Annotated in this window: 17 protein-coding genes; 9 read left to right on the forward strand and 8 right to left on the reverse strand. The window is 30.8% G+C overall.

The window, feature by feature from the left end; genetic code table 11:
- Positions 1-10: 10 nt before the first annotated feature.
- Positions 11-703, reverse strand: a complete 693-nt coding sequence (aqpZ, locus tag PW52_RS08625; protein WP_044632523.1) for an aquaporin Z — start codon at positions 701-703, stop codon at positions 11-13.
- Positions 704-828: 125 nt separating this feature from the next.
- On the opposite strand from aqpZ, the gene PW52_RS08630 reads away from it, so the two are divergent.
- The 6 genes from PW52_RS08630 (at position 829) to PW52_RS08655 (ending at position 7,040) form a co-directional block, all read left to right on the forward strand.
- Positions 829-1,032 (forward strand): membrane or secreted protein, encoded by a 204-nt coding sequence (locus tag PW52_RS08630; RefSeq protein ID WP_044632524.1) that lies wholly within the window; start codon positions 829-831, stop codon positions 1,030-1,032.
- A 9-nt stretch (positions 1,033-1,041) separates the two neighbouring features.
- Positions 1,042-2,154 (forward strand): glycosyltransferase, encoded by a 1,113-nt coding sequence (locus PW52_RS08635; RefSeq protein WP_117584368.1) that lies wholly within the window; start codon positions 1,042-1,044, stop codon positions 2,152-2,154.
- Complete coding sequence (locus PW52_RS08640) at positions 2,145-2,693, forward strand: RNA polymerase sigma factor (RefSeq protein WP_044632525.1); 549 nt, start codon at positions 2,145-2,147, stop codon at positions 2,691-2,693. Before PW52_RS08635 ends, PW52_RS08640 begins: the two co-directional genes overlap by 10 nt.
- Before the next feature lie 192 nt (positions 2,694-2,885).
- On the forward strand, positions 2,886-3,764 hold the full coding sequence (gene lipA, locus PW52_RS08645) for a lipoyl synthase (protein WP_044632526.1): 879 nt from the start codon (positions 2,886-2,888) through the stop codon (positions 3,762-3,764).
- A 5-nt stretch (positions 3,765-3,769) separates the two neighbouring features.
- Entirely contained in the window at positions 3,770-4,759 is a 990-nt protein-coding gene (gap, locus tag PW52_RS08650; RefSeq protein WP_044632527.1) for a type I glyceraldehyde-3-phosphate dehydrogenase, read from the forward strand.
- Positions 4,760-4,814: 55 nt separating this feature from the next.
- A complete protein-coding gene (locus tag PW52_RS08655) occupies positions 4,815-7,040 on the forward strand; it encodes an ATP-binding protein (RefSeq protein ID WP_044632528.1) in 2,226 nt (741 codons plus the stop codon).
- Here the strand turns inward: PW52_RS08655 and lpxK are convergent.
- Positions 7,030-8,034, reverse strand: coding sequence for a tetraacyldisaccharide 4'-kinase (gene lpxK, locus PW52_RS08660; protein ID WP_044632529.1), 1,005 nt, complete (start codon positions 8,032-8,034; stop codon positions 7,030-7,032). The two genes, PW52_RS08655 and lpxK, sit on opposite strands and share 11 nt — an antisense overlap.
- A 47-nt stretch (positions 8,035-8,081) precedes the next feature.
- Here lpxK and PW52_RS08665 point away from each other — a divergent pair, with 47 nt between their 5' ends.
- From PW52_RS08665 to msrA, 3 genes are all read left to right on the forward strand, one after another.
- Entirely contained in the window at positions 8,082-9,176 is a 1,095-nt protein-coding gene (locus PW52_RS08665; protein WP_044632530.1) for a Nif3-like dinuclear metal center hexameric protein, read from the forward strand.
- Between the two features lie 3 nt (positions 9,177-9,179).
- On the forward strand, positions 9,180-9,959 hold the full coding sequence (locus tag PW52_RS08670) for a zinc ribbon domain-containing protein (RefSeq protein ID WP_044632531.1): 780 nt from the start codon (positions 9,180-9,182) through the stop codon (positions 9,957-9,959).
- Between the two features lie 360 nt (positions 9,960-10,319).
- Complete coding sequence (msrA, locus tag PW52_RS08675) at positions 10,320-10,991, forward strand: peptide-methionine (S)-S-oxide reductase MsrA (RefSeq protein WP_044632532.1); 672 nt, start codon at positions 10,320-10,322, stop codon at positions 10,989-10,991.
- Here the strand turns inward: msrA and PW52_RS08680 are convergent.
- The 6 genes from PW52_RS08680 to PW52_RS17130 form a co-directional block, all read right to left on the reverse strand.
- Positions 10,988-11,269 carry a hypothetical protein gene (locus PW52_RS08680; RefSeq protein ID WP_044632533.1) on the reverse strand — a complete coding sequence of 94 codons (282 nt, stop codon included), beginning with the start codon at positions 11,267-11,269 and terminating at the stop codon, positions 10,988-10,990. The genes msrA and PW52_RS08680 overlap by 4 nt on opposite strands.
- A gap of 164 nt (positions 11,270-11,433) precedes the next feature.
- A complete protein-coding gene (locus tag PW52_RS08685) occupies positions 11,434-11,829 on the reverse strand; it encodes a hypothetical protein (protein WP_131453994.1) in 396 nt (131 codons plus the stop codon).
- Between the two features lie 35 nt (positions 11,830-11,864).
- Complete coding sequence (locus PW52_RS08690; protein WP_044632535.1) at positions 11,865-12,083, reverse strand: hypothetical protein; 219 nt, start codon at positions 12,081-12,083, stop codon at positions 11,865-11,867.
- A 52-nt stretch (positions 12,084-12,135) separates the two neighbouring features.
- Positions 12,136-13,701 carry a M6 family metalloprotease domain-containing protein gene (locus PW52_RS08695; protein ID WP_044632536.1) on the reverse strand — a complete coding sequence of 522 codons (1,566 nt, stop codon included), beginning with the start codon at positions 13,699-13,701 and terminating at the stop codon, positions 12,136-12,138.
- 261 nt (positions 13,702-13,962) lie between these two features.
- Positions 13,963-14,637 (reverse strand): hypothetical protein, encoded by a 675-nt coding sequence (locus PW52_RS08700; protein WP_044632537.1) that lies wholly within the window; start codon positions 14,635-14,637, stop codon positions 13,963-13,965.
- Positions 14,638-15,518: 881 nt separating this feature from the next.
- Positions 15,519-16,934: a sensor histidine kinase gene (locus PW52_RS17130; RefSeq protein WP_052823436.1), complete on the reverse strand. Its 1,416-nt coding sequence runs from the start codon at positions 16,932-16,934 to the stop codon at positions 15,519-15,521.
- Between the last annotated feature and the right edge of the window lie 78 nt (positions 16,935-17,012).

Raw genomic sequence — 17,012 nt, forward strand, 5'->3', positions numbered from 1 at the left:
ATATCACAAATTAGTCTTCGATTTTATCAAACAAACCCTTATGTATTAAACCTGCAACCACTGCTCCACCAATTGGTGCTACCCAAAACAACCATAATTGCAAGGTAAAATCGCCACCAGCAAATAACGCTTGACTAGTAGACCGTGCAGGATTAACAGATGTGTTTGAAATGGGAATACTAATTAAATGAATTAACGTTAAAGCCAAACCAATAGCAATTCCAGCAAATCCTTTTGGAGCTTTAAGATTCGTACTTCCTAAAATAATTAGCAAGAAAAACATTGTTAATAAAAACTCCGTAATTAAAACACTAATCATGCTATATCCATTAGGCGATAGTTCTCCATAACCATTAGCCGCAAAACCACCAATATCTGTAAAATCAGATTTTCCAGAAACAATTAAATATAAAAACGTAGCTGCTGCAATAGCACCAATTAGTTGTGCTAAGATATACCCAAGTAAATCTCTTCCATCAAACTTACCTCCTACCCACAATCCAAAACTCACTGCTGGATTAAAATGTCCGCCCGAAATATGGCCAACAGTATATACCATTGTTAAAACCGACAAGCCAAAAGCTAAAGACACTCCAACAAAACCAATACCTAATTCTGGATAACCTGCAGCAAAAATAGCACTACCACAACCACCAAAAACGAGCCAAAAGGTACCAAAAAACTCTGCTAGTAATTTTTTCATGATAAAATAATATAATTAATTAATTTTCAAATATTTAATATTTAAGACACTCACTAATTAGTTTTGGTCACTAAAAATTTAATCATATTAACTAAAATCTTTATCTTTGCATAAATTTTTTTAACATGAAACTTCTTTTAATTACCGTAGTCATGCTCGGTTTAGGTATTGCAGGTATTGCCATTAAAATTTGGGCAAAAAAAGACGGCAAATTCGCTGGAACTTGTGCTAGTCAAAATCCAATGTTAAATAAAAGTGGAGAAGCTTGTGGTTTTTGTGGTAAAACTCCAGACCAATTTAGCGATTGCAACGAACCTCAACACCAGTAGTATTACTTCATGGGAATTCTTGATGTAATTTTCTACATATTTTGTATTGTAGTTGCTATTCAAGTTATATTTTATTTTTTTGTTTTTTCTAAGTTTGCCTTTTTCAAACCTAGAACTGAAACTTACAACAACTTACCAGTTTCCGTAATTATATGTGCTAAAAATGAAGCTGAAAATTTAAAAACGTTTTTACCTTCAATTATTAATCAACAGTATGAAAACTTTGAAATTGTTTTAATTAACGATGCATCGAACGATGATACTTTTGAAGTTATGGAACAATTCGCAGCAACTAACAAAAATATAAAACTGGTAAATGTTGAAAACTATGAAACCTTTTGGGGTAATAAAAAATTTGCGCTTACTTTAGGCATTAAAGCTGCAAAATATGAGCATTTAATTTTTACCGACGCCGATTGCAAGCCTCTTTCAAAGCATTGGATAAGCGAAATGTCTTTGAATTTCTCGAATAAAAAAAATCTGATATTAGGTTATGGTAAGTATGAGACTAGAGAAAAATCTTTTCTGAATAAACTAATTAGGTTTGAAACTCTTACCACCGCAATTAACTACTTTTCGTTTGCAAAAATAGGTTTACCTTATATGGGTGTTGGTAGAAACTTAGCCTATACTAAAACTGAGTTTTTTAAAGCCAATGGTTTCGTTAATCATATGAAGCTTAAATCGGGAGACGACGATTTATTTGTGAATCAAGTAGCAACAAAAAACAATACAAGTATTTGCTTAACTCCAAACAGTTTTACACAATCTGTACCAAAAGATACATTTAAAAAATGGTTCAGGCAAAAGCGCAGACATATTAGCACCGCTAAGTATTATAAAAAATCGCACAAAATTTTACTTGCTTTACTTTACATAACCAACGTGTTATTTTGGATTCTGAGTATTTTACTTTTAAGTTTTGCCTTTAAATGGCTAATTGTTTTACCATTAATTTTAATGAGATTAATAGTTCAATATGTGATATTTGGAAAATCGGCAAAAAACTTAAACGAAAAAGGTATAACAGTATGTACACCTATTTTAGAAATATTTTTAATTATCGTGCAATTAACTATCTTTATAAATAATCTTATTTCAAAACCCAACTATTGGAAATAGAACAAGCCATTAAACAAGCTAAAATCAATAACCAAAAAGCATTTAATTTTCTTTTAGATAGCTTTTGGGACGATGTTTATGGGTTTCAATTAAAACGAACTCAAAATGAAAATGATGCGGAAGACATTACTATTCAAACATTTTCTAAAGCTTTTGACAAAATTGAAACTTACGATGAAAATTATAAGTTTAAAACTTGGCTCATAACTATTTCAAAAAATATTCATATTGATTTACTTCGAAAGAATAAAAACTCTATTTCACAAATTATATCTAATAATCATGATGAAGCTTATCAAATTTTAGACGAATCACCTTCTCCCGAAGACAAACTCATTACCGAACAAAATTTAGCCAAATTACTTCGTGATATAAAAAAGCTAAAACCACATTACCAAAACATAATCAACTTACGTTATTTTCAAGAATTAAGCTATAAAGAAATTTCTATAGAACTCGACGAACCAATAAATAACGTAAAAGTAAAACTGCTTCGTGCCAAAAAGCTATTAGCTGAAATTATTCGAAAAAAAAATTAAATTAAAAAAGGCATTACCACTGCTATTTCTACTTCAATTAAATATTAATAGTTGTAATCCTAAAATAATTTTACTTGAAATAAAATAAATTAAGAATTACTTTTTCTAGCGAACTATAAGCTTTGCGATGTAATAAGATTATAAGAAAATTTAAAAGAATACTTTGTATCTTTGCTATCACACTTTTTTTTTATGAATACAGATACAGTTTCAAATATATTACCCGAACGTAAACCTAAACCAAAATGGCTTCGTGTTAAACTTCCGACGGGGAAAAAATACACCGAACTACGAGGTTTAGTAGATAAATATAAACTTAACACCATATGCACATCTGGTAGTTGCCCAAATATGGGCGAATGTTGGGGCGAAGGTACGGCTACATTTATGATTTTAGGTAATGTTTGTACGCGATCATGTGGGTTTTGTGGTGTAAAAACAGGTAGGCCAGAAACCGTAGATTGGGACGAACCTGAAAAGGTGGCACGTTCTATTAGAATTATGAAAATAAAACATGCTGTTTTAACAAGTGTAGATAGAGACGATTTAAAAGATATGGGAAGTATTATGTGGGCCGAAACAGTAAAAGCTGTTCGCCGCATGAACCCTGAAACTACCATGGAAACTTTAATTCCTGATTTTCAAGGCATTGAAAAACATATAGATAGAATTATTGATGTTGCACCGGAAGTAGTATCACACAACATAGAAACCGTTCGTCGCTTAACACGTGAAGTACGTATACAAGCTCAATACGACCGTAGTATGGGCGTATTAAAATATTTAAAACAACAAGGCCAACGACGCACAAAATCTGGTATTATGCTTGGCTTAGGTGAAACACGCGAAGAGGTTATTGAAACCCTTCACGACTTAAAAGCGAACGATGTAGACGTGGTTACCATTGGGCAATATTTACAACCAAGCAAAAAACACCTACCTGTACAACGTTTTGTTAATCCAGATGAGTTTAAAGAATACGAAGAAATAGGTTTAAACTTAGGCTTCCGTCATGTTGAAAGTAGTGCATTAGTACGTTCGTCTTACCACGCACAAAAACATATTAATTAAAAAGAATGATTAATGTTGCCATAAATGGTTTTGGCAGAATAGGCAGACGTGTTTTTAGGCTTCTTCAAGAGTACAACAACATAAACATTGTTGCAATAAACGATCTATCTGATGCTAAAACCTTAAGTCATCTATTAAAATACGATAGTGTTCATGGATTATTTAACGGCTCTATTACTGCTGAAAGCAATGCTATTATAGTTAATAACACCTGTATTCCGCTATTAAATCACAATCATCCAAAAGCGATAAATTGGTCTCCTTTTAATGTTGACTTTGTAATTGAAGCAACCGGGAAATTTAAAACCAGAACAACACTAGAACAGCATTTAAAAAATGGAGCTAAAAAGGTTATATTAAGTGTACCACCAACAGACGACACCATTAAAACTATTGTTTTAGGAGTTAACCATCAAATTTTAGATGGTACAGAATATATTATATCGAATGCATCATGTACTACCAACAATGCTGCTCCAATGTTCGATGTAATAAACAATCTTTGTGGTATAAATGAAGCTTATATTACAACGGTGCACTCCTACACCACCGACCAAAGCTTGCACGATCAACCACACCGAGATTTACGTCGTTCGCGAGCTGCTAGTCAATCTATTGTACCAACCACAACTGGCGCTGCTAAAGCACTAACAAAAATTTTCCCAGATTTATCTGATGTTATAGGAGGTTGTGGTATTAGAGTCCCTGTTATAAATGGATCATTAACAGATATTACTTTTAACGTAAAAAAAACCGTTAGCATAAACGATGTAAATGAAGCTTTTAGAGCGGCTTCTCAAGAAAAATTTAAACACATTATTGAATACACCACAGACCCAATTGTTTCTATAGATATTGTAGGGAATAAACATTCTTGTATTTTTGATGCACAAATGACATCCGTAATAGGAAATATGGTTAAAATAATAGGGTGGTATGATAATGAAACTGGGTATTCACAAAGAATAATTGATTTAATTTGTAATTTATCGTAAAAAAAATACGTTTTATCGATAAAATGCTTATATTTGCTTTACACAATAACCAAATATGTTTAAAATAAAAGCCTATATCTCTCTCATTGTAATGCTTTTATGCATAAATAGTTTTGCGCAGGATAAAATTGAAGATGATCCAGAAATTGCGCTTAACAATATTAATTATAGAATAAAACAAGCTCAAGAATATTTAGATAATTATAACTATTACAAGGCTTTATTAAACCTAGATGAAGCATTAATTTTAGCTAATAAAATTGATAATAAAGAAAGTATAGGAGTAATTCATACGATAAAAGGAAAAATACAATTAGTTGTTAACCAAGAAGACAAAGCTATTAAGTCTTTAAGCAAAGCTATTGAAGTACAACGTTTAATTAACGATAATGTTAATTTAGGAAAAAGCTATAAAACCTTTGGAGATATTTATCTTGCTAAAGGCGATTATTACCAAGCTTTAGACTCCTATACGGCAGCAAAATCTAAATTCCAAGAAGAAGAACTCGACTTAAATTTTACTCAAACCTTACTTACCGAGGGCAAAACTTATATACTTCTAAAAAACTATAGAAAAGCTAGGGGTTTACTTGAACAAGCCTTACTTGAAGCTCAAAACATAGATTTTGTAAAAGGACAAAGTGAAGCTTTAATTAATTTGGCTATTGTTCATAATAATCTAGGAGGTCTTAACAAAGCTATAAAATATGGCCAAGAAGGAATTGAGCTTGCTGAAACTTATAAGTATACAAATTTACTTCCAGAAGGCTACTTAATAATAAGCGATTTATATAATAGTTCTGAAAACTTTAAGTCTTCCAGGTCCTACCTTGACAAGTATATTAAAGTGTCGGACTCTATAAGAAATCTTATTAACTCGAACTCGTCTGTTGAGTTAGAAACACAGACTAAGTTAGCCGAATTAAATCAAGATTTTGTTGAAGTAACTGAAAAACTTAAAAAATCAGAATCAGATAATAACTTAGGAACCTTAATTTCAATTTTAAGTGTAGCCTTAATAACAATTCTATCCCTTTTAACCTTATCGTTATACAAAAACAATAACATTAGGTTAAAGACTAATAATATGTTACACAAAAAAAATTCTGAATTAATTGTTGCCAAAGAAAAAGCAGAATTAGCTTCGAAAACAAAAGCAAATTTTTTATCTACAGTTACCCACGAATTACGCACACCATTATATGCCGTAACTGGCATTAGTAACATGCTTTTAGATGAAGATCCTAAACCAGAACAAGTACAACATTTAAAATCGTTAAAATTCTCTGGTGATTATTTATTAACTTTTATAAACGACATTCTTCAAATAAATAAAATTGAAGCTAATAAAGTTGACATTGAACCTGAAACCTTCAATCTTAAAAAGAAAATTAACAATATTATTTTAGCCTTAAACAACTCTGCTCAAGATAATAACATAAATATTCATTTTGAATATGAAAAAGAACTTTCAGAAAACTTTATTGCCGATCAGTTAAAAATTTCTCAAATCCTTATAAATTTAGTAGGTAACTCTATAAAGTTCACCAAAGATGGTGATATTTGGATTAGAGTGTATAAAATAGAACAAAAAGATAAAATTTACACCCTTCGCTTTGAAGTTGAGGATAACGGTATTGGTATTAGTCAAGAAAAACAAGACCATATGTTCGAAAGTTTCTCACAAGGTTCTATTCAAATTAACAGAAAATACGGTGGTACTGGTTTAGGTTTATCCATTGTTAAAGGCTTAATAGATATTTTAAAAGGTGTTATTTACGTAAAAAGCGAGCTTGGTAAAGGCACTACATTTTTCTTTGAAATTCCTTTAGAACATACTACTATTGAGGAAACTAATGATAGTAAACCTTCTTATTTTGATGTTGATAATAGCGAATTCGACCTCTCGAAAGTTAAAATTTTAGTTGTTGAAGACAATAAAATCAATCAAATGATTACTAAAAAGATTTTAACTAAAATGGGATTACATAGTGAAATAGTAGACAACGGCGAAGACGCTGTAAGTAAAATAAAAGATAACAACTACGACGTTGTTTTAATGGATATTCATATGCCAGGAATAAGTGGTATTGAAGCCACAAAAATTGTTAGAACTTTCGACAAAGAACTTACTATTTATGCCTTAACAGCAGTAACTATTGAGGATAAAATGCAAGAATTTGAAGAGGCTGGTTTTACTGACATTATCCCTAAACCTTTCAAACAAGAAGAATTCGAGAAAAAATTATACAATGCTTTAGCCAACAAAACTACGGCTTAACAAATTGTTTTAATAAATTATTAAACTGTTCGGGTTTATCTAACTTTACCGTTATTGGAAGATAAAACAGCTTATGCTTTAGCTTATCAAAATCTTTTAAACGCATAAAATCTTTTTCGGTAGTAATAATTAAATCGTTTTTTTCTAAATGCGCTACGTCTTCAGATTTAAAATTATAATGATCTGGGAAGTTTTCGTGCTTAAATTGTAAATCTTTTGTTTTTAAAAATTCAACTAAAGGCGATGCATTTGCAATTCCTGTCACTAAGGTAAAATATTTTAAATCGGCTATTTTTTTTGTTGAGTTTTCAGAAAAAACGGTATCAGAATATACAATGCTACTAAAAAATACGCTTTGGCTCGTATTTGGTTTAATTTGCTTTACTATTAGCTCTTTATCTAAATCACTAATTCCTTCAGGGCACTTTGTAACAATAACAACATCGGCACGTTTAGCCCCACTTTTTGGTTCGCGTAAATCGCCTGTAGGTAAAACTATATCCTTAAAATAAGGTTTAGTAAACGTGGTAAGTAAAATATTGAATCCCGCATTAACCTTACGATGTTGGTAAGCATCATCAAGTAAAATAACTTCGGGTTGTATGTTTAAATTTAATAAAGTTGCAATACCATTTTGCCTGTTAGAGTCGACTGCAACATAAATATCATTTTTAAATTTACTATAAAACTGAAAAGGTTCATCTCCAATAGTATTCGCAGTAGATGACAAATCTGCTAATTGGAAACCTGTAGTACTGCGTTTATAACCACGACTTAAAGTCGCTATTTTATAATCGTTTTTTAAAGAATTAATTAAATACTCTATCATAGGCGTTTTCCCGGTGCCACCAACACTTAAATTACCAACACAAATTATTGGCATATTATATTTTTTAGATGCCTTAAAATTATAATCGTAAAGCTTATTTCTAAGCCATGTTATCATAAAGTAAACAGGAACAATAGGAAAAAGTATGTATCGCAAAAATTTCATCACAACGAAAGTAATTATTTTATCTTTGATGTAAAATTTAATTGAATATGATTGTACAAGATGTTATAAATCATTTAGAAGCTTTAGCTCCTTTAGCTTACGCTGAAGATTTTGACAATGTAGGCCTTTTAGTAGGAGATAAAAACACGAAACTTACCGGCGTTTTAGTTACTTTAGATACGCTTGAAGCAGTTGTAGACGAAGCCATTGAAGCCAACTGTAACCTTATTATAAGCTTCCACCCCATTATTTTTAAAGGCTTAAAAAAAATTACCGGTAAAAACTATGTAGAGCGTACTGTTTTAAAAGCAATAAAAAACGATATCGCTATTTACGCCATTCACACCGCGTTAGATAATTCAATTCAGGGCGTAAACTATATGATTTGCAATCAATTACAACTTAAAAACAAACGCATTTTAATACCTCAAAACGAAACTATAAAAAAACTAACCACCTACGTTCCAAAAAATGAAGCCAATGCACTTAGAGAAGCGCTATTTAATGCCGGGGCCGGAGCAATTGGTAACTATACAAATTGTAGTTTTAATGTAGATGGTGTTGGTACATTTAATGGTAACGAAAACTCTAATCCTACCATTGGAGAGGCTGGTAAAAACCATAGCGAAGCCGAAACTAAAATAACTATAACCTTCGAGAAACATCTTGAAAATAAAATTTTAAATACCTTACTAAAAACACATTCGTACGAAGAAGTTGCCTACGAAATTATAACCATAGAAAATAAAAACCAAAATATTGGCATGGGAATGATTGGTGAATTTAGTGAAGCTTTAACCGAAAATGATTTTTTAAACCATATAAAACTTAAAATGAACACACCTTTTGTTAGGCATTCTTCATTTTTAAACAAAAAAATAAAAAAAGTTGCGGTTTTAGGTGGTTCTGGAAGTTTTGCTATTGGAACCGCTCAAGCAGCTGGTGCAGATGCGTTTATCACCGCCGACTTAAAATATCACGACTTTTTTATGGCCGAAAACCGCATTCTTTTAGCCGATATTGGCCATTATGAAAGCGAACAATACACAAAAAATCTTTTAGTGGCTTATCTTACAAAAAAAATTACTAATTTTGCAATCATTTTATCAAAGACAAATACCAATCCTGTTAAGTATTTTTAAAGTATGGCTAAAAAGAAAGAAGCAACTGTAGAAGAGCGTTTAAGAGCGTTATACGATTTACAATTAATTGATTCTCGTATAGATGAAATTAGAAATGTACGTGGTGAATTACCATTAGAAGTTCGCGATTTAGAAGACGAAGTAGCTGGATTAAACATAAGATTAGACAAACTTGTTGCAAGCTTAGAAGTTATAGATAACGATATAGCTAATAAGAAAAACTCTATTGAAGAGTCTAAAGCATTAATGAAAAAATATGCTGAGCAACAAAAGAATGTTAGAAATAACAGAGAATTCAATTCGTTGTCTAAAGAAATTGAATTTCAAGAACTTGAAATTGAATTAGCCGAAAAACACATTAAAGAATTTAAGGCGCAAATTGAGCAGAAAAAAGAGGTTATTGGTGAAACCAAAGAACGTTTAAAAGAGCGTGAAACTCATTTAAAACACAAAAAAGGTGAGTTGGATGCAATTTTAGCTGAAACTGAAAAAGAAGAACAAGCTTTAATAGACAAATCTACGGAATACAAAGAACAACTTGAATCGCGCTTAGTGTCTGCTTATACCAGAATTAGAAACAACGTTAAAAACGGTTTAGCAGTTGTGCCAATTGAAAGAGGTGCATCTGGAGGTTCATTCTTTACTATTCCACCGCAAATTCAAGTTGAAATTGCTTCTCGTAAAAAAGTTATTACAGATGAGCATAGTGGAAGAATTTTAGTTGATGCTGTATTAGCCGAAGAACAAAAAGAAAAAATGGAAAAAATGTTTTCTAAATTGTAAACAGCTTTCTTTAAAATATTAATAAGCCTTCACATTGTGAGGGCTTTTTTTATTTTTTAAAATTAGAATTGATTCAATTTACAGGAAAAACACCCTTACAAAACCAACCTTTTACCTCTACTTTAATTTACACTTCTACACTAAATTTGTATCAGTTAGTTATTTAGTTTGCAAGTTATTAACTTGTTTAGTTTTAAGAGTTAGTCTTTGTCCCTCAAACACAACCAGAACCTAACCTAACTTATAAATCTTGAACAATTAACCCTACTTATCCAAGCCTTTGCGTTCTGTAAAGGCTTTTTTATTTAGAATTTAACAAGATTATTGTTAAGTTTATTTTTTTTTATCGACCATTATAATATGAAAAATTTATTTGCCCTTGTTGGAATATTCGTCCTTTTAAGTTGCCAAAACATGGCACAAACTCAAAAAGCCACAAACCATACTCAATCGAATATTGAACGAAACACCGAACCTATTGCGGTTCCGATTGAAAACGGGAAAGCTCGTGCATATTTTGCTAGTGGATGCTTTTGGTGTGTAGAAGCTATTTATGAAAGTGTTAAAGGTGTAGACGAATCTATTTCTGGATATGCCGGTGGACATACTAAAAACCCAACTTACGAAGCTAGTAATACTGGAAAAACAGGACATGCAGAAGCCGTTGAAGTAATTTACGACCCTAATATTGTAAGTTTTGAAACTTTAGTAGATGTTTATTTTGCATCGCAGAATGTAACACAGGTTAACGGCCAAGGCAATGATCGCGGATCGCAATACCGTTCTATTATTTTTTACCAAAACGATAAGCAAAAGGCTATAATCTCGGAAAAGAAAAATGCACTAGCTAAAAAATTAGGCAAACAAATAGCCGCCGAAATTGTTCCTTTTCAAAAATTCTGGGTTGCAGAAAGTTATCATCAAGATTTCGAGAAAAGACATCCAAATCATCGATATATTCAAGCCGTTTCGGTACCTAGACTTAATCGATTTAAAGCTAAAATGCCCGAAGTTTTAAAAGAATCGCATTAATTAGTATCTGTATCCCGAGCTTCTTTTTTAACTTGAGTTAGTAAAAACACTTGATTAAATGGATCGCCCATTACTTCTATATTTGCAGAAATAATATCGCCTTCTGTAAAATCTATAGAAGCATCAGATTGATTTTTAGCAGTTAAAATTTTTCCAACACTTAAAAAAGCGGGTAATACATTCTCTGGTAATTTAAGAATTACAATTTTTAAACTATTTTCTTCTAAATTACTAATAACGGTGGCTGTAATTGGGTTACTATTAGGAGCTAATTGCATTGTATTATTTTTTAAAATATAAACCTAAGACCTCCAAAATGAGCATCATATTAAACAAAGTTAAAGTTTTTAAGGATAGATAATTTTATATCGCTTATTTAAAATGTTTCACTTTACTCAACATGTCTAATTTTAGACAGTCTTAGGTATTACAAAAGTTTAATTTACTTTTTTTTAGTAGCCCGAGAACGGGTTGTTTTTTTAGGTGTTTCGCTAGCTTCAAGCATTTCCAAAGCCATTGGTTCTGGAAGCTCGCTTGCCGATTCTTGTAATGCATCACCTAAAGCCAAATCTGGATTAGGAACGCCAACAATATCGATACTATTTTCGCTTTCGTTAAACCCTTCTGGGCTTGGTACAAAACCATCTACTGCGGCTACATCACTTTCAAAGTCTGTGGCTTGAGGCGCAGGCACATCAACCGAAGTGCCAACATCCTGTGCAAACTCTGTAGTTATATCAGTTGGCGGTGGAGCGACTTCATTTAAAGCATGATTTCCTGCAACACCGTGCGTTTCATTAACACCAGAACCGTTTATATTTAAATTTATTGTCATCATAATTTTATATGTTTTTAAATTCGTTAAGCCTAATTTTAAAAATATAATAAACTTATTTGGTTAGACGCATCAATAGTTCCGCTAACCGTTTTGTCGCTACTTTTAGCAGCGTTTAGCATAATAAACATATTGCTAACGCCATCGGTAGATAATTGGCCTAATTTACGCCAGCCAATAGTTTCAATATAACCCCAAGCATTTTTAGAATGAGGTGAAGCATAAGTACGTACTACTTTTTTATTTGAGAAATTCATAATATTTTGTTTTATAGATTAATAATTAATGTTTTGTAAAATGTGATTTAGATTAGTTTAAATAAGCAATATGAATAAAATTGTTATCTATTTGAGCTTGTACATTGAGATTATGTGCTCTAGCTTCGTTTAAAAGTGCGAAAACATTAGTTACTCCATCGGTAGATAAAGTATTAATTTTTCGCCATCCAATTGTATCTAGGTATGCCCATGCATTTTTTGAATGTGGTGATGCATAAGTGCGCAGTACTTTTTTAGTAACATAAGACGTACCTCCAGAGCCAGAAGACACATTAGCGGTGATATTATTACCCGATCTAGCAATATTTGTAACACTTACACTAGAATCTGTATTCGCATAAGTTTTGCTGCTTGGTGTTGAGGTATTTGTAAACGAAGTATTTCCTGTAATTGGATAAGCATCATTAGCATCTCCACTATTGGAATTGTTGTTTAAGTGGCGTGCACCATCAGCTTGTTCAATATCAACTAAATAATGATTTTCATCTGTATTGTTACCTTTACTATCATCAATATGTTCAATAATTAAACCTTCTCCTGGTAGATTTTTATCAAAGCCTTGTTGTTGCCTGTTTGATAATAAAAAATACTCTTGACTATTAGCACTTCCAATAGGAATTTTAATGATATCTTCATTATCAAAATAAGGCTTAACAGTTAGATTTTGGGTACTGTTAAAAACAACTTTCGGAGTAACCCAACCACATTTAAGTTTACACCATGCAGTTGGATGAGCAGGTGTATGACCACCATTATTCCAACTACCTCCGGCCATTAAATCCCAACGTCCAGTTCCTTTCGAGGTATAATCGGTATCATACAAATCAGGCAGTGCACAAAGTAAATGGCCTAATTCGTGAGCCATAACGCCAACTCTACCATCTTCGGGTGCCATAAAATAACGGTTTATTTTGACACCATCGACATTTTTAGTAGTAATGCCCCACTTGTGAGACCAAAAATCGGATTTATTACCAGTGGCTTCGCCGCCAGATCCAGCACAAATAACTATTAAGGCTTCTACAAAACCATCTCCATCGTTATCATATTGACTAAAGTTTACAAAAGGTTGTGCTAAATCTATTGCATCCTCTACTAACTTTTGAGCATTTCTAGGATAACTACCAAAACCAAAATCATTATTAGTGTAATAAGCTTTTGTTTGAGGTGCTCTGAACCAACCAGCCGTTGGTCCGTTTTGGCCCTTTACCTCGCCTATAACATTTAATTTTCCGTAAGATGCCTCTTTGTAATAATCGCGCATACTACCGGTTGCATAAGTGCCTTGAGAAAATAACATATTATTATAATGCGCTTGATTTTGAGCAGCTGTTTTATCAGAAAAATCAACCAAAAGCACAATCGCACGTTTGGTGCCCGTAACGGGAGCTCTATCGGCAGCGATTCGATGATCATGCATTCGGGTTCGCTTAGGCCGATTGGTAATTAAGGTAAACGTAGATAAATCCATAATATCAACTTCATCGATATCTTCGAATCCAGTTTCCTTAAGAATTTTTTGTTTTGTGCTTAAAATTTTTTGTTCAATCTCTGGAGAGGGTGGACAAATACATAAGCATTCTTCATGTTTGTTCATATGTAAGGGTTTTAAAGTTAATTTACTTAACCATTTAAGTAACTCGTTTGAAATGATGTTTTTAAAATGACATCAAAAATAGCAATACATAAAACCAAATAGTTTGGGAGGAAAACATTTAGGTGTGTACTAATCTTTACAATTAGCTATAGGAAGAAAATTTAAGGATTAACCTTTGTCGTAAAATTATGTTTTAAAAAAGCCAAAAAAGAAAAAAACTAACTACAAAAAGTAAGCAAAAGCGTAAAATATAAAAAAGCACTAAATAAAACCTTTGGCTTTTGCAACCATTACCAACTCGCGGTCGCTATTATTTTTGGTTTCAAAAAGTTGCTTAAGACGTCGTTTACGTTTTTCTATTCCAGATTTTGTTAAAGGAATAAATTTTAATAGCTCCACCATTTTAGCACCATTTGAAAGTTCTATTAAAATATTTGTGTCAATAGCATCGATAACTATATTTTGACAAATTTTCTTTTTTAAAAGGTTTATTACAGTTTTACTAAAATAAGATTCTCCCGAAAAAATATTGGTTACGGCTGTTAATAAATGAAAATCGGTTATATCAGACTTTATTATTAGACCTTCGGGGTTTACAATATTTAAAATATTTATTAATCGTAAATTATCTTTAAAAGATGTAGTTATTAAAAGTTTAGCATTATTAATTTTGTTTTTAATAGCTTCACATAGTTGTTCGGCAGATTTTACTTTTTCTTCATAAGAAAAATAAAAATCTGTATCTAAAATAATTAATCCATTATCGCCTAAAAGATCTTTCATTTTTAGTTTATCAAATATCGTTTCTATAGAATAAACTAAATTAATATTTAAAGGTATTGGAAATTGCTGCTTATTAGAAACTAATGTCTGCTTATAAGCTTGCGCTGTAATTGCATGACTGCTTGCAATAAGTATATTAAAAGTAGGTAACATAATTAAAATAGTTTGGTTAAATAATGCTATATTTTAGTCTTAATGGGAAGGACTATAAAACTATTTCAAATTTGGAGGTAATTTGTAAAAAGCACATGTAAATATACGTATATTATTACATATCAACAAATTAAACCTTAAAATTGGGATCAAAAAATTCGTATTATTATTCTTTAATAAATTATATAAAAGCTAAAATATCTGAAATTTTTTAATCCGCTTCATACCAGTTTTATTCGCCATAGCCTATAATAAATATCTAAACGTTAAATTTATTAATTAGTGTTTTTGATTATAAATTTCACATAGATTTTTAAATTAGCACTATGTCATTTATTACTATTTTACTCTTCAGTAAAAGACAAAAGCCAACGGGTGTTAGAAAGTTTTTAATTCTTAAAAATTGTAGGGTGTAAAACTTACACTGCAACACTAAACAATGTAACAACTTATAACCGAAATGAGGTAGATTCTCTTTTTATCTAAATCCATTTTATTAACAGTATGTTTTGGTTACTTATTTCGTTTTAAATAGTTTACATTAAAAGTATAACAATTTTACGCGTGTTTATAGAAGTTTTTACTATCAAAGAAGTACTCCTTTTAAAAATTAGTATAACTTACTCTTATAAAAGAGGCTATAGACCAGGTAATGCTTGCAATATTTATTATAGCTTTAATTAACCATACTTGAATTGTATTTCTAAATGCGGAAACCAGCCAAATCCTTTATTAAATAACACTTTTAATTATCAAGGTTTTAATGGTATAAGAATAGTATTAAGCAAAAAAATAATTTCATATTTAACATCCAAAATAAAATTGTAGGCGTATATTAAATAAATATTCCGCGTTACGCGCCTATATATATCAAAAGCACTTTACTTAGTTAGGTAAAGTGCTTTAGCTTTTTCTGTAGATTGTAAGTTCGTAGATATAGTAAACCAAAATACTGATCCGTAATCTACTATACTTTCAACACCAATTTCGCCTTCAAGTAAATTAGAATAGGCTTTCGAAATAGCTAATCCAATACCTGCGCCATGAATAGCATCATCATTACTATGATCTATTCTATAAAATGGAGCAAAAATATCAGACAATTTATCTTTTGAAATACCAATACCTGTATCTTCGACACTAAATTTTACTATTGAGCTCTCATAGTCTAAAACACAATTAACCAAAATACTACCATCTTTATTAGTATATTTTAATGCATTAGCAATTAAATGTTTTAAAATTGTAGTGAATTTTTCCACATCGGAAACCACAATATTATTTCGCTTAGGAATATCATTGTTTAAATTTAAATAAACTCCTTTTTCTTTAGCTATAGGTGTAAACTCTTTTACAATATCTTCAACACTATGCATAATGTTAAAAGGTGCTAAATTAGCAGTTAATAACCCAGATTCTAATTTCGAATAATTAACAATATCACTAATAACATCTAATAACTTATTTCCGTTGTCTTGTATAACTTTTACATATTCATTAAATTCAGAATCAATATTATAATCCTTTAAAAGTTCTGCACAGCCTAAAATACCATACATAGGCGTTCTTATTTCATGACTCATATTAGCTAAAAATGCTGTTTTTAATTTATTCGATCTTTCCGCTTCACCTTTAGCTTTAACAACATTTTTATGTTTTTTTATTAATTTTTCTTGCAAATTAGTCTCCTTAATTAATGCCCTATTTAATTGATCAATTAAAAAAGAAACCGAAAATACCATTAGAAAATTAAACATAATATTATTCGTGAAAACTATAAAAATAACTTCAATAGGTGTATTCCTATTAAAATTAAATATAATCCATTCGAAATAAGAAATTAGCAACACTAATCCATAAAAAGTAGCTGTAATTAATACTGTATTTATACCGGCTTTTCTGCCACTATAAAGTGTAACAAAAACACAAAGCATAGATAACATTATGGTGCCATTACTATTAAAGCCTAACTCTAAAATTAAGGCAAAAGATAATGCAAAAAAATTGATTGAAAATAAACGTTTTTTAGTAGTTAAGCCCATTTTTTTGTTTAAGAAGATAAAAAACAAAACAAGCATACCTGCTGTATCTATAAATACGACCAGCCATTTGTTTAAACTAATTGCTACAATGGCGCTTGCTAAATATGCGAAAAAGCCAAGTACTACTGTTAAAATAAATATTGATACAAACAATTTATTTCTAAAATAAAATAAGCTACTAGCCTTAGTTTTACGTGAAAGACCACTAAACTTTAAATACCAATTAAAATAAGATAACCACAATTGTTTTAACATCAAAAAAAATTCACATTAATATGTTATAAGAAAAAACCTATGCAATAATACTAAATTTTAACTAAATTAAAGATAAAA

It is taken from the genome of Neotamlana sedimentorum (assembly GCF_000943565.1).
Taxonomy (GTDB): Bacteria; Bacteroidota; Bacteroidia; order Flavobacteriales; family Flavobacteriaceae; genus Neotamlana; species Neotamlana sedimentorum.